Consider the following 13,300-nt stretch of genomic DNA (forward strand, 5'->3'; position numbering starts at 1 on the left):
AAATTTAATCTGCGAGCGTCGAAATAAATTTTGCGATCGCGCTCGCCGCCTTTGCCGCGTCGCGCCCTTCGGCGGTCACGTAGTATTCTTCGCCCTTGACGAACTGCATGGAAATCAACCCCACGATACTTTTTGCGTTGCCGCGCTTGCGTTCTGTCCCGATCGAAATATCGCTCTCGAATTTGCACGCCTCAAAGACGATCCGCTGCGCATCGTACGCGCTGTACGATCCTTTTTTATATTGAAACACTACTTTTTCCATTCGAAATTCACTCCTCCGTCAATTCTTCGGAAATTTTAACCAGTTTTCTGAGCCTGTGGTTCAAACAACTTTTGCTGATCCCCAGCCGTTCCCCCAGTTCTTTGAGCGACGCCTCCCTGTCCGACAGCCGCGCCCGCGCCACCGTTTCCAACGCTTCGTCCAGCCCCGATATCCCGATGACCGAATCGATGACTTCGATCGCGCGGATCTGCTTTACGGACGCCAATACGCTCTTATCGTAGTTTTTCTGCATACAATTTGCGACGCGGTTGATATTGTTGCGCATTTCCCGCCGTTCGGCGAGTCCGTCCAGTTTTTCAAGACAGTTCTCCGCCCCGCACAGTTGTAAAAAGTCGGAAATGCTGTCCTTGCTTTTTAGGTAGACGACGTATGAATTTTTTCTCTGCACGCACTTGGCAAGCACGTCGAATTGCGCCAAAAGGTCGCAAAAGTTATCCGCCAGCGCCTCGCCGAAAAAAACGATCTCCAAATGATAGCCCGAGCCCGACTCGTCCTCTTTGGGAAGCGTACAACTGCCGCTGCCCAGAAACGCGCCGCGGATATAGGCGCGGCGGCAGCAGGCGTTTTCCACGAGATAGGGATCGATCTCCATTTTCAGATTGACGCCCTCGCCGTCGAATTCGGCGAGGCCGAGTTCGGAGAGGATAAAGAAAGAACGCTCCCCCACGCAGTCTAAAACCAACCTGTCGCGGCCGTTGCGGTTGTCCGTGCCGACTTCCGCGATCTTGAGTTCCGCGCCGTACATGCTTTCTATGAGCCCCACAAAGTATTCCGCGACGTTTTCGCTCTCCGTCACGATCTCGAAACCGACGTGCGGGCCGCGGGTGATGATGCTGCCCGTTGCACGCAAAAAGGCGGACAGAGCCGCCGTTTTGCAACAGGTATTTTCAAACCCGTTCCGAATGATTTCTTTTTTGATCTCATAGGTAAAATTTACGGAAGTACTCACGCTATAAATTTCTCTCTTTATATTCTCGGAAACGGAAATTCGGCAGTCTGCCGTCGATATTGTCGATGCGATCGCGCGGGATCTTCACGCGTTCGAGTTGTTCGTCCACGAGCGCGGTGTCGCCGATGCGGTCCACCGAGTGCGCGTCGGAATTGACGAGAAAGCGCACGCCCGTGTCGCGCACGCGTTCCAACTCCTCGTCGCTCAGATGCTTTTTTTTGGAATTGAGTTCGATATACGTGCCGTAATCGCGCGCCGCTTTCGCCACCTCTTCCACGTTGCAAAAGCACAGAAAGTTGAGGTGCGTGACGGCGTCTATCGGATATTTTTCGATGGCGTTGATATAGGCGCGCGTATTGTAGTCTACCAGTTTTTTGGGAGGCTTGACGGGGAGCGCCGTGTGAATATAATTGGACCAGAAGAGATTGTACCAACTCTTGAAGTTATTGAATTTCACAAAGCGGTGAATGCCCATCAGAAACACGTCGAAATCTTTGTAATCTTCGCTTTTGAGGTCGGTGCGGCCGTTTTCGCCGCAGAGGTTCGCTTCGATACCCACGTAAACCTGCACGCCCGTCTTTTCGGTCGCCTCTTTGACGTCGCGAATGAGCGAGGGCATTTTTTTATGCTTGATACCGAACGCCAACTGTTCGAAACCATGATCGGTGATGGCTATTTCCTTTAAGCCGAGCGCCTTTGCCTGCATCGCGTTTTCCAGCACGGTTCCTTTTCCGTGGCTGTAAACTGTGTGTGTGTGATAATCGCCTGTCAGCAACATGATGCTATTCTCCTATGTAACGGAACTCCTCTTGCAATTTAATTCCCGTTTTCGTATATATATCCCGTCGGATCCGCCCCACAAGTTCGCGAAAATCCTTCGCCGTGGCGTTTCCCGTATTGATGATGAAATTGGCGTGTTCGGGCGATACGAGCGCCCCGCCGATCGAAAAGCCTTTCCAGCCCGCGCGCTCGATGAGTTCTCCCGCGGGTCCCTGCGGCGGATTCAGAAAGACGCAGCCCACGCTTCTGCCTTTGGGCAGTTTGCTTCGGGCAAAGCGGCGCGCGCGCACTTTGGCGGCGATCTCCGTCACGTTCCCCGCGCGGAACCTATAAACGCACCCCGCGATACAGTCTCCGTTTGTCTGAAACACGCTCTTTTTATAAGAATATCCGCATTCATCGACAGGTACATCCGTCAGAACCCCGCTGCGGACGACGCGGACGGTTTCGATAACCGACTGCACGTAGGTATTGTCGGCGCCGGCGTTCATAAACGCGAGCCCGCCCACGCTTGCGGGAATCCCTGCCAAAAACTCCGCGCCCGTCAGCGCGTTTTCCGCGGTGAAACGCACCAACTGTTCGGCGGTCGCGCCGCACTCCGCATAGACGCGGCATTCGCTCATGCGCGAGATTTTTTTCATACCGATTGTACAAACTACCGCGCCTTGAAATCCTTCGTCGGAAACGAGCACGTTCGCGCCCTGCCCCAAAAAGAAATGAGGGATCTGCCGTTCGAGCAAAAAATTCACCGTATCCGTCAGTTCTTTCTCGTTTTTCGGATAGAGAGCGACGGGCGCTGTGCCTCCGATCCCCACCGTGGTATGGCGGGAAAAGGAAAAGTCCCTGCTGAAACGTACGTGCGGCAAATAGGACGGTATTTCCTGGAATTCGATCAATTTATCTGTTCTCCTATATTTTACTACAAAACGCGGATTTTTACAACGCTATATAAGGAAGTTTTTCATTTTTTTTAACGACTCGCCGTTCCCGCCGAGAGCCTCCGCGGCGAGAACACGCATTTCGGCGTAAGAATTTTCCTCGATAAAGGCGCTCACGCCTGCGGCGGCGGAAATCTTTTCCGCATCTTGCAGGGCGGCGTTCGACTCGTCGTATATGGAATAATAAGCGCTCATCATGCCCACGCCCTTCAAATCTTTCTGCACGGATTCGGATAACAAAAGCGCGACGTAATCTAGGCAGGCATTGTATTTCGCCGCGTCGGAAGACAAAACGGCGATGTATTGATAGAGATCGGAAAAACTTTCGGCGGGCTTTGCCGTGTACGCTGCGCCGCGGGTATTGAGGCGGGCGACGTCCCTCTGCGTCCCGAACAGATACTTGTATTTACCGTTCAGAAAATCGACGTAGGCGGAAACGGAACTTTTCGCCTGCCCGCCCGCGAGAGATTCGCACGCTGCCGCGACGAGCGCCATGGAATAATTTCCCTCCGATATCACGGTGTTTTCCGCCGTCATGTCGGTAAAATCGCCGTCGAGCGTAAAGAACATATAGTTGCCGCGGCACCAGGGCACGGCGTACGTCTTGCCGTTCTGTTTCGAATACGGAAAATCGTATTTTTCGAGAGGCAGAAAGAGTTCCGGACAGAGCGCGCCGCCCGTGCCGAAAGAGATCATATCGGGCGCCTCGCCCGCGTCCAGCGCGACCCTTGCACTGGATACGGAATGCGGTACCACCATGACGAGAACGTCCTTATTTTTCTTTTCGAATTTTTTCGCCGCGGCGCCGAGAAAAGAAGCGCGCGAACCCTTGCCGCCTTCAAACGTGTCTATATGCCAGACGCGGAGAATATCGTTGACGCCTTCCGCTTCTGCCTGTTCTTTTTCCGTGAGCGCGGGATAGGCAAAAAAAACCGAAACGGTCACGATTGCCAGTATCAATCCGATCGCGCAGATCCTTACTATCCGCTTTTTCATACGTATATATATATGAACCGATACGGGCGGTTTATGTCTGGCAAAGTACTTTATATAAAGAAAAAAGGCATACTTTCCGTATGCCTTTTTTTATCTTCCGATCGTTCTGCCGATGAGTTCCTGCGCCGCGTCGTAGCCCATGCTTTTCAGACGGAAATTGCGCGCCGCGACTTCGATAATGATGGAAAGGTTGCGCCCGGGTTTGACGGGGACGGTGTGTTTCAAAACGTTGACGCCCAGAATATTTTCGTACATGGAGCCTTCGCCCAGTCGATCGTACGCCTTGCCCTCTTCCCAGTTTTCCAGTTCCATGACCAACTCGATCTCCTTTTCGTTGAGTATGGACCCCGAGCCGTACATATTCTTGATATTGATGATGCCGATGCCCCGCAGTTCCATAAAATAGCGGATCATTTCGGGAGACGTGCCGACGAGCGAATCCATGATCTTGCGCACGATCACACTGTCGTCCGCGACCAGTCTGTGCCCGCGCTTGATCAGTTCCATCGCCGTTTCGCTCTTGCCGATACCGCTGTGTCCAGTGAGCAGGATCCCCACGCCCGATACGTCCATCAGAACGCCGTGCATCGTTGTGGAAGGCGCCAATTTGCGGTTGAGATATAAAAACAGGTCGTTGATGATCGTGGTCGTCATGCGGTCGCTTCGAAGGATGGGGCAGGCGACTTTGCGCGCTTCCTCTATCATTTCGGGTACGACGGGCAGATCGCGCGCCATGATGATGCAGGGAAGGTCCGGATAGGACAGGATCTCCCTTAAACGCTCGCGGCGCACTTCGCTCGTCAGATCGCGCAGAAATTCATATTCCGCGTTGCCGAGCACGAGGATGCGTTCCGATTCGAAAAATTTGAAATAGCCCGCCAACTGCAAACCGGGACGGCACACGCTGTATGTATCCAGCGTCACTTTCCCCCGCCCCGCGTAGACCACTTCCAGCCCCAGATCGCGGCAAAAAGAATCGAGCAAAACGTCTTCGCTCTGCGTTACTTCGTTCATGGATTTTCCCCCATTCCGTATTTTTCAATGATATGCGCCACGGCGTTCTGATTATTCGTCAGCGTCACTTCGTCCGCGGCGTCTTTGAGCGGCTGCACGGCGTTCCCCACCGCGACGCCCAGCCCCGCGGCTTCGATCATGGGAATATCGTTGATATTGTCCCCGATCGCAATGACGTCTTCGATGGGGACGCGATAATAATCTGCGAGAAATCGCACGGCGCTCCCTTTGTCACAGCCCTTTTTCGTAATTTCCACGAGCGCGCCCGCGCTCGTCGTCACGTAAAAATCTTCGCCCAGAAGTTGCGCGGTCTTTTCAAAGACCGCCGCCTTTTGTTCGGGCTCTACCATCGCCAGAATTTTCTGCGGCTGAATCCCGTTCTGCACGACGAAATCCGCCATGCCGCTCGTAACGATCTTGCCCTTGACTTTGCAGATTCGTTCATAGGCGGCGAGAAGCCCGTCGTCCGCGTTCACGTAAAATTTGTCGCGATCGTACACGTGAATGTGCAGCCCCGTTTTTTCGAGCGTGCGGCAGACGCGCACCGCCTCCTTCACGCTCATATGTTCGTCGCGGAGATATTTCCCGCTCTTTAAATCGAGTATGAGCGCGCCCTGATAGCCTACGAGAAGGCTGTCGAGCCGCAGACTTTCGGCGTGCGGCAGAATAGAAGTCATCATGCGCCCCGTACAGATGGCGAAAATGCCGCCTGCGGCAATGTATTTGCGGATCGCCTCCGCGTTTTCGGGAGATATCGTACCCTCGTCGTTTCGCAGCGTTTCGTCGAAATCAGAAACGATCAGCGGATATTTTTTTATCATTTATATTTTATCCTCAAAGAATTTTTTGATTTGTTTTGCCAGATTTTCCCCGACGCCGTCCACCTGCATCAGTTCCCCGATCGACGCATGCATGATCTTATCGATCGAGCCGAATTTTTCCACGAGCGCGACGCGCTTTTTCTTTCCCACGCCTTCAATCTCTTCCAGAACGGACGAAAGCGAGCGCTTGGAATGAATATTGCGGAAATAGGTGATGGCAAAGCGGTGCGCCTCGTCGCGGATGCGCTGTAACATTTTCAGACAGTAATCGCGCTTATCGAGCAGTATGCTCTCCTTAGAATCGAGCGTAAAAACTTCCTCTTCGCGTTTGGCAAGGGATATAAGATCGATATCCGCAACGCCCATACGATCGAAAATCTCCTTGACGGCGGAGAGTTGCCCCTTGCCTCCGTCGATGATGACGAGATCTGGCTTGGGAAAGCGTTCCTCTTCCTCGGTGCCGAGTTTTGACAAGCGGCGGGTCAGAACTTCTTGCAAACTCGCAAAGTCGTTGGCGCCCTCCACCGTGCGGATACGGAACCTTCGGTAACTCGAACGGTCCGCCTCGCCGTCGATAAAGACGACCATGGAGCCGACTTTATCCACGCCGCTGATGTTGGAAATATCGTAACATTCCATGCGCCGCGGGTAACGCGAAAGCCCTAAAATTTCCTGCAAGCGCTCGCAGGCGGTCACGGTCATATCTTCTTTATGGCGTATCTTATCGATCGCCTTTTCCAGATAATCGGCGGCGTTATTTTCCGCCATTTCCAAGAGTTGTTTGCGAATGCCCTGCCGCGGCGAAATCACGGCTACGTTCTTCTGATAGCGAGAACGGAAAAAGTCCTCGATGAGTTTGCTTTCGCAGTAGTCGTGCGTAATGATCTCGTCGGGGATCTCGTGCGAGGCGTAGTACTGCGAAATAAAGGACGAAAGCGCCTCCGCGTCGGTGGAAGTATTTTCCACGGCGAACGTGCTCGCGCCCTGCATGATGCCGCGGCGCGTGATGAGAATATTGACGGCGGCGTACATCTGGTTGGTCGCGAAAGCGATGACGTCCGCGTTGAGGTCGCGGTTGAGCGCGGTGATCCTCTTCAATTTGATCTTGGAGAGCATATTGAGTTTTTCGCGGCAGTCTAGAGCCAGTTCGAATTCTTCCTGCGCGGCGAATTTCTGCATTTTTTCCGTCAGAAGGCGTTCCACTTCCGTTTCGTCGCCCTCCAAAAATCTGATCGCCTGCCGCACGCGCTCGCCGTATTCTTCGGCGGTGCACAGATGCGCACACGGGGCAAGGCAGCGGTGGATATGATAATTCAGACAAGGTTTTTTGGGTTTTTCACCGACGTTCGTCGAACAAAGCCGCACGCCGAACGCCACGTTGACCATTTCCAGAACGTCGCGCACCCGCACGCCGCCCATATACGGACCGAAATATTTGCTTCCCTTTTTCAGTTTGCGCGAAACGGAAAAAGAGGGAAACTTTTCGGAGATCGCGACTTTGATATAGGGATACGTTTTATCGTCTTTGAGGAGGATATTGTATTTCGGCTTGTATTTTTTGATGAGGTTGTTTTCAAGCGCGAGCGCGTCGATCTCAGATTTGGTGATGATATAATGGAAATCGGTGACGTTCTGCACCATCGCCATGACCTTTTCCGTCTTTACCGAGGCATGAAAATATTGACGCACTCTGTTTTTCAGATTGCGCGCCTTTCCCACGTAGATCACGTTGCCGTCGCGATCGTTCATGATATATACGCCCGGATCGTCGGGCAAAAGTTTTAACTTTTCTTGAATTACGTTCATATTATGATATAGAAATACGTAAGCGCAGAAAACTTCGTATTCTTCTTCCCATAAATTATACTACAAGCGGAGACTTTTTGCAATAAAAAAGAGCAACTTAAAAAGCCGCCCTTTTTATCCGTGTTTATGTATTCAATATCCCAGAAATTCCACCCCTTTTAAAAGGACGTCGTTTACCGTTTCGTTCTTCAAACTGTAAAAGATGATCTTGCCGTGCCGCTCCGTTTTGACGATGCCCACGTTTTTCAGAAAGCGCAGTTGATGGGAGACTGTGGTCTGATTGATGGAGAGAACGCGGGATAGGTCGGTCACGCACATTTCCGTGATCGCGAGCGCGGATAAGATCCGTACCCTCGTACTGTCGGAAAAAATAGAGAAAAAGCAGACGATCCCTTCCAAGATCTCACCGCTCGGTACATAATCCTCTACCAAAGACTGCGTCCGCCTGTCCAATAAAAGCATATCGCATTCCATGAAACACCTCCGATACCAAAATGTATACTATCATTGTAAACGACGGAGGCGTATATGTCAATATATGCACATTACCGATTTTGTCGGATAAAAACATAGTTGCGCAAAATTTGTCAAAAGGAGGTTCTTTCATGAATTCTGATATTATTCTCTGGATCGCACTTTTATACTTATTGAAATGTTCGTGTAACATTTCCAATACGGAGTTGGCATGCTTTGCGGCGCTGATCGCAATGCAATACCTCGGCTGCGGATGCGGAAACAACCGTATCGGCGGCGGTAACTCTTGCGGCAATTCGTGCGGCTGCGGAAACTGATTTTTTGCTCATTCCTCGATAACTCAATACTCCCAACAAAGAAAAGCGGGCCGCCTGTCAAGGGTGGCCCGCTTTTCTTGTCATTTGATTTTTTTGACGGAATAGCCCGCGTCTTCCACAGCCTTTATCAGGATCTCGTCCGCGGCGTCGCCGTCGACTTCCGCGGTCTTCTTTTTGAGGTTTACGCTCGCATGCACGCCCTCGATCGCGTTGAGCGCGCTCTCCACGCGCGCACTGCAATGCGAACAACTCATGCCTTCGATCACTAAGATCTTTTTCATGTTCCTTTCTCCTTTTTTCTTGATTTTCGCGCCCGATTTGGGTTTAAACGCGGTGAGGCGCAGCGCGTTCGCCACCACGAATACGGAACTTAAACTCATCGCCAGCGCGCCGATCATCGGATTCAGGACGACACCCACCGAATACAGCACGCCCGCCGCGACGGGGATCCCCAACACATTGTAAATAAACGCCCAGAAGAGATTTTCTTTGATGTTGCGCACGGTCGCGCGGCTCAATTCGATGGCGGAATTGACCGAGCGCAAATCGCCGCCGACGAGCACCACGTCCGCAGAGTCGATGGCTACGTCGGTGCCGTTGCCCATCGCCATACCGACGTCCGCCTGTTTCAGAGCGGGCGAATCGTTGATGCCGTCGCCGACCATCGCGGTCATACCTTCTTTCTGATTTTCGCGTACGGCCGCGAGTTTGTCTTCGGGTAAAACTTCGCTGTACACGCGCTCTATGCCAACCTCCGCCGCGATCGCCTTTGCGGCGGACTGACTGTCGCCCGTGAGCATGATGGGCGTAAGCCCCTCTTTTATGAGACGTGCGACCGCCTCTTTACTGCCCTCTTTCAGCGTGTCCGCCACGCCGATGAGGGCGACCAAGTCCCCGCCTTCCGCAAGGTACAGAACCGTCTTTCCCTCGCCCGAAAGTTTTGCAGCCTCTTCTTCGCACTCTTTCAATGCGACGCCGTTCTCCTTCATCAAACGGGCATTGCCGATCAGACATACCTTTCCCTGCGCGCGGGCGGATCCGCCCTTGCCGCTGTAATAGACGAAATCTTCGATCTTGCGGAAAGAAATTTTTTCTTCCTTTGCCTTCGCCACCACGCATTCCGCCAAGGGATGATTGGAATTGAGTTCAATGCCGCCTGCCATTGACAGCGCGTCTTCCCGCGTATATCGTCCGAACGCGACGATATCGGTCACGCGCGGTTTTCCCTCGGTAATGGTCGCGGTTTTATCCAAAAGTACGATCTGAATGCCGCGCGCTTTTTGCAATGCTTCTGCGTCCTTATATAAGACGCCGAGCGCTGCGCCGCGGCCCGTCGCAGCCATGACCGCCACGGGCGTCGCCAACCCGAGCGCGCAGGGACAGGAGATCACCAAAACGCTGATCGCCATATTCAGCGCGCGGGAAATTTGCACGTTTCCGCCCGCCGCGCCGATGATCACCCAAACAATGAACGTCACGAGCGCGATGAGAAGGACGACGGGCACGAACACGCCCGCGATCTTATCCACGGTGCGCTCGATGGGCGCTTTGCTCGTACCCGCGCTGCGCACAAGTTTGATGATCTTGGAAAGGACGGTGTCCTCGCCCACTTTTTCGGCGCGCACTTTGAGTATGTTGCCCTTGTTCACCGAAGCGCTCGTCACGTAGTCGCCCTCCGCAACTTCCACGGGAAGGCTCTCGCCCGTGATGGCGGATTTATCGACGAAGGACGCGCCAAAGACGATCTCGCCGTCCACGGGAATACTGTCGCCCTGCTTGACGACTGCGATATCGCCTATTTTCAGATCGCGCAGGGAAATCTGCACCTGTTCGCCCTCCCGCTCCACCGTGACGGTGTCGGGCGCGAGTTTCAAAAGTTTTTCGATCTCCTCGCCCGTCTTTTTCTTGGAGCGCGCTTCCAGCCATTTACCGAGCGTGACGAGCGTCAGTATCATCGCCGCCGATTCAAAAAACATTCCGTCCATTGCCAGTTTATGCGCCGATGACATATCTCCCTCATTCATGCGCACGCCGATGACGAACATAACGACGACGCTGTAAATATAGGAAGCGGCCGAACCGAGCGAAACGAGCGTATCCATATTGGGAACGCGCTTGATCGCCGCCTTGACGCCGCTTGTAAAAAAGGCGTAATTGATAAAGAGAATCGGCGTGGTGAGTACGAGTTGCACGAGCGCGAAATTGACGGCGGGTTTCGCAAAAGAGGGCAGCGGCGCGCCTACGAGCATATGCGCCATCGTAAAATACATGAGCGGGATCAAAAAGATCAGCGAGAGCAGAAAGCGCGTGCGCAATTTTTTCGCTTCATCCACGATATGCGGAATTTCTTCCGTCACGCGTTCGCCCGCAGGCGTATCCGCGGCGATACGCGCCCCGTAACCGAGCGCTTCCACCGCGCGCACGATATCTTCGCTGCTGACTGCGTTCTCGTCGAATTCCGCACGCATGCTCTCCCCCATCAGACTGACTTCCGCAACGCGCACGCCGTCCATTTTACCGACCGTTTTTTGGATACCCGCCGAACACGCGGCGCAGGTCATGCCGCTGATATCGAATTTCTGTTCCGTCATATTCTGATTAACCTCGTTTAATTGCAACTGATTTACTTGCAATTATTATAATACCGTTCCCAAAATTTGTCAAGAAAAAAATCTCCCGATGAAAAACGTTCGGGAGATTTATATCCAATAAAACAATTCGTTAAACTTCGAAACGGACCCTTTCGAGCCACCAACGCGCAATTTTTTCGTTGCCGAGTTCTGTCGGATGCACGCTGTCGAAGGAAAGGAGCGCGGGTTCGGTCGTAAGCGTTTCCTCGGCAAACAGTCCGTCCAAAGGCACGTACGCGTCGGCAAATTCGCGCGCCAATTTCCGCGCCGCGTCTATCTTGAAATCCAAGTCCTCGCGGAAGATCTGAAATCTTTCCAGCGTCGGCAGCAGGAACGGCTCCAACAGTATGATCTTAGCGCCGAACGCGCGCACCGTTTTCAAAATTCCGCGCATATTTTGCTCGTAGGCAAGCGCCGTCGTGGGATCGTTTTCGTCGTATCGGCGCCAGGTATCGTTGATGCCGATGAGAATGGAAACGACGTCCGGCTTCGTATCCCGCAGGTCGCTTTCGATACGCGCCAAAAGATCTTTGGAACGGTCGCCCGAAATGCCGCGGTTGAAAAACTCCACGCCCGCGTGCGCGTTTCTTGCGATCTTGTCGTTATAACCGCTCAAGCTGTGGCGATCCTGCCGATCGCGTCCGCAGTCCGTTACGCTGTCGCCGTCGAATAAGACGCGCGCACCGCTATGTATAGTTAACATCTCACTCCTCCATAGAATAAACGGCGGATCGATTGGATCCGCCGCAAACAAAAACTAATTCGTCGATTACTTTTTCTCTTCCACGGAAACAACTTCTTTGCCGTCGTAGTAACCGCATTTTTTGCATACCTTATGGGGCTGCTTCAACTCGTGACAGTGGGGACACTCCACGAGGGTAGGCGCCGTTGCCTTGAAATTGGCAAATCTGGTATTAGTCCTTTGCTTCGATTGTTTTCCCTTGGGTACCGCCATGTTTATACACCTCTTTATTAACTATTTTCCGTTCAAATCTTGATTGACCTTAAAAATTATATAATATTTAAAAATCTTTGTCAACTTTTTTTATCGGAATTTGCGAAAATCATTTGCCTTCCACGAGCGCTTTCGTTTCGCGCGCGATGACCAGTTCTTCGTTGGTGGGAATGATGAGAACTTTCACCTTTGAGCCTTTTCCGGTAATATCGCGGATGGAGCCGTCGTTTTTCGTCAGGTTCTTAGTTTCGTCGATTTTGATGCCGAAGAAATCCATATCCCTGCAGATGGCGCTGCGCACCTCCGCCGTATTTTCGCCGATGCCCGCGGTAAACACGACGCAGTCTACGCCGTCCATCGCCGCCGCGTACGAGCCGATATATTTTTTGCACTGGTAATTGAAAATATCGAGCGCAAGACGCGCGCGCTCATTGCCTTCGGCTGCCGCTTTGGTCAGGTCGCGGAAATCGCTGGAAACGCCGCTCACGCCCGCAACGCCGCACTTTTTGTTGAGATACTCGATCGCCTGCGCCAAATCGTAACCCTTTTTATGGCAGAGATATTCGACCACGGAAGGATCGATGTCGCCCGAACGGGTGCCCATCGGCACGCCGCAAAGGGGCGTAAAGCCCATGCTCGTATCCACACACTTGCCGCCCTTCACCGCGCTGATGGAAGATCCGTTGCCCAAATGGCAAGTGATGATCTTTAAATCTTCGGGCTTTTTATTGAGATACTTCGCCGCTTCCTGCGATACGAATTTATGGCTGGTACCGTGGAATCCGTAGCGGCGGATCTTATAATTTTTATAATCGTCGTAGTCGATGGCGTACATATACGCGTAATCGGGCATGGTGGAATGGAAAGCGGTGTCGAACACGAGCGCCATGGGCGTGCCGGGCATGACTTCCATGCACGCCTCGATACCCGTGATGTTTGCGGGTTGGTGCAGGGGCGCCAACTCGATATTGTTGCGGCATTTTTCCATTACCTCGTCGTTGACGAGCACGGAGCAGTTGAAATCTTCGGCGCTGTGTACGAGACGGTGCCCCACCGCGTCGATCTCCTTCATCGAAGAGATCGCGCCGTATTCGGGATGGACGAGAGCCTCCAGAACCAGACGGATTGCCACTTTATGGTCGGGCATATCCTGTTCGATGATCTTTTCGCCCTTGTCCGTCTTGTGTTTGAGAATGGATTTGGGAAGACCGATGCGCTCGCAGCCGCCCTTGGCGATAACGCCCTCGGTGTCCATATCGATGAGTTGATATTTTAAAGAAGAACTTCCGGCATTTACTACCAAAATTTTCATGATTCTATAACACCCCTTTTCGTTT

General features: G+C 52.7%; 14 protein-coding genes. 1 reads left to right on the forward strand and 13 read right to left on the reverse strand.

Annotated features, from left to right (window positions below; translation table 11 throughout):
* Positions 1-4: 4 nt before the first annotated feature.
* From ESZ91_RS00290 to ESZ91_RS00330, 9 genes are all read right to left on the reverse strand, one after another.
* A complete protein-coding gene (locus ESZ91_RS00290) occupies positions 5-262 on the reverse strand; it encodes an HPr family phosphocarrier protein (protein WP_129222961.1) in 258 nt (85 codons plus the stop codon).
* Between the two features lie 7 nt (positions 263-269).
* Positions 270-1,232 carry a DNA-binding protein WhiA gene (gene whiA, locus ESZ91_RS00295; RefSeq protein WP_161970976.1) on the reverse strand — a complete coding sequence of 321 codons (963 nt, stop codon included), beginning with the start codon at positions 1,230-1,232 and terminating at the stop codon, positions 270-272.
* A 1-nt stretch (position 1,233) separates the two neighbouring features.
* A complete protein-coding gene (locus ESZ91_RS00300) occupies positions 1,234-2,010 on the reverse strand; it encodes a PHP domain-containing protein (RefSeq protein ID WP_129222965.1) in 777 nt (258 codons plus the stop codon).
* A gap of 4 nt (positions 2,011-2,014) precedes the next feature.
* Entirely contained in the window at positions 2,015-2,908 is an 894-nt protein-coding gene (gene murB / locus ESZ91_RS00305) for a UDP-N-acetylmuramate dehydrogenase (protein WP_129222967.1), read from the reverse strand.
* Between the two features lie 48 nt (positions 2,909-2,956).
* On the reverse strand, positions 2,957-3,946 hold the full coding sequence (locus tag ESZ91_RS00310) for a type 2 periplasmic-binding domain-containing protein (protein WP_129222969.1): 990 nt from the start codon (positions 3,944-3,946) through the stop codon (positions 2,957-2,959).
* Positions 3,947-4,036: 90 nt separating this feature from the next.
* On the reverse strand, positions 4,037-4,960 hold the full coding sequence (gene hprK / locus ESZ91_RS00315; RefSeq protein WP_129222971.1) for an HPr(Ser) kinase/phosphatase: 924 nt from the start codon (positions 4,958-4,960) through the stop codon (positions 4,037-4,039).
* Positions 4,957-5,781: a Cof-type HAD-IIB family hydrolase gene (locus tag ESZ91_RS00320; RefSeq protein WP_129222973.1), complete on the reverse strand. Its 825-nt coding sequence runs from the start codon at positions 5,779-5,781 to the stop codon at positions 4,957-4,959. Before ESZ91_RS00320 ends, hprK begins: the two co-directional genes overlap by 4 nt.
* A complete protein-coding gene (gene uvrC, locus ESZ91_RS00325) occupies positions 5,782-7,587 on the reverse strand; it encodes an excinuclease ABC subunit UvrC (protein WP_129222976.1) in 1,806 nt (601 codons plus the stop codon).
* Positions 7,588-7,719: 132 nt separating this feature from the next.
* Positions 7,720-8,061, reverse strand: coding sequence for an ArsR/SmtB family transcription factor (locus ESZ91_RS00330; protein WP_129222978.1), 342 nt, complete (start codon positions 8,059-8,061; stop codon positions 7,720-7,722).
* 131 nt (positions 8,062-8,192) lie between these two features.
* Between ESZ91_RS00330 and ESZ91_RS00335 the strand changes: the two genes are divergently transcribed.
* Complete coding sequence (locus tag ESZ91_RS00335; RefSeq protein ID WP_129222980.1) at positions 8,193-8,378, forward strand: hypothetical protein; 186 nt, start codon at positions 8,193-8,195, stop codon at positions 8,376-8,378.
* An 80-nt stretch (positions 8,379-8,458) separates the two neighbouring features.
* Here the strand turns inward: ESZ91_RS00335 and ESZ91_RS00340 are convergent, their stop codons facing one another.
* The 4 genes from ESZ91_RS00340 to ESZ91_RS00355 all read right to left on the reverse strand — a co-directional run bounded on the left by ESZ91_RS00340 (position 8,459) and on the right by ESZ91_RS00355 (position 13,275).
* Entirely contained in the window at positions 8,459-10,969 is a 2,511-nt protein-coding gene (locus ESZ91_RS00340; RefSeq protein ID WP_129222982.1) for a heavy metal translocating P-type ATPase, read from the reverse strand.
* Positions 10,970-11,099: 130 nt separating this feature from the next.
* Complete coding sequence (locus ESZ91_RS00345; RefSeq protein WP_129222984.1) at positions 11,100-11,711, reverse strand: SGNH/GDSL hydrolase family protein; 612 nt, start codon at positions 11,709-11,711, stop codon at positions 11,100-11,102.
* A 66-nt stretch (positions 11,712-11,777) separates the two neighbouring features.
* Complete coding sequence (gene rpmF / locus ESZ91_RS00350) at positions 11,778-11,963, reverse strand: 50S ribosomal protein L32 (RefSeq protein WP_129222986.1); 186 nt, start codon at positions 11,961-11,963, stop codon at positions 11,778-11,780.
* Between the two features lie 109 nt (positions 11,964-12,072).
* Entirely contained in the window at positions 12,073-13,275 is a 1,203-nt protein-coding gene (locus ESZ91_RS00355) for an acetate kinase (RefSeq protein ID WP_129222988.1), read from the reverse strand.
* Between the last annotated feature and the right edge of the window lie 25 nt (positions 13,276-13,300).

Origin of the sequence: Candidatus Borkfalkia ceftriaxoniphila, from assembly GCF_004134775.1 — a bacterium.
Classification (GTDB): domain Bacteria; phylum Bacillota; class Clostridia; order Christensenellales; family Borkfalkiaceae; genus Borkfalkia; species Borkfalkia ceftriaxoniphila.

Bases quoted from the DNA above. Each gene is read 5' to 3' on its own strand.
- ESZ91_RS00290 (WP_129222961.1), bottom strand. From the start codon at position 262: ATGGAAAAAGTAGTGTTTCAATATAAAAAAGGATCGTACAGCGCGTAC.
- uvrC (WP_129222976.1), bottom strand. From the start codon at position 7,587: ATGAACGTAATTCAAGAAAAGTTAAAACTTTTGCCCGACGATCCGGGC.
- ESZ91_RS00330 (WP_129222978.1), bottom strand. From the start codon at position 8,061: ATGGAATGCGATATGCTTTTATTGGACAGGCGGACGCAGTCTTTGGTA.
- ESZ91_RS00340 (WP_129222982.1), bottom strand. From the start codon at position 10,969: ATGACGGAACAGAAATTCGATATCAGCGGCATGACCTGCGCCGCGTGT.
- ESZ91_RS00310 (WP_129222969.1), bottom strand. From the start codon at position 3,946: ATGAAAAAGCGGATAGTAAGGATCTGCGCGATCGGATTGATACTGGCA.
- ESZ91_RS00320 (WP_129222973.1), bottom strand. From the start codon at position 5,781: ATGATAAAAAAATATCCGCTGATCGTTTCTGATTTCGACGAAACGCTG.
- ESZ91_RS00335 (WP_129222980.1), top strand. From the start codon at position 8,193: ATGAATTCTGATATTATTCTCTGGATCGCACTTTTATACTTATTGAAA.
- ESZ91_RS00355 (WP_129222988.1), bottom strand. From the start codon at position 13,275: ATGAAAATTTTGGTAGTAAATGCCGGAAGTTCTTCTTTAAAATATCAA.
- ESZ91_RS00300 (WP_129222965.1), bottom strand. From the start codon at position 2,010: ATGTTGCTGACAGGCGATTATCACACACACACAGTTTACAGCCACGGA.
- rpmF (WP_129222986.1), bottom strand. From the start codon at position 11,963: ATGGCGGTACCCAAGGGAAAACAATCGAAGCAAAGGACTAATACCAGA.
- hprK (WP_129222971.1), bottom strand. From the start codon at position 4,960: ATGAACGAAGTAACGCAGAGCGAAGACGTTTTGCTCGATTCTTTTTGC.
- ESZ91_RS00345 (WP_129222984.1), bottom strand. From the start codon at position 11,711: ATGTTAACTATACATAGCGGTGCGCGCGTCTTATTCGACGGCGACAGC.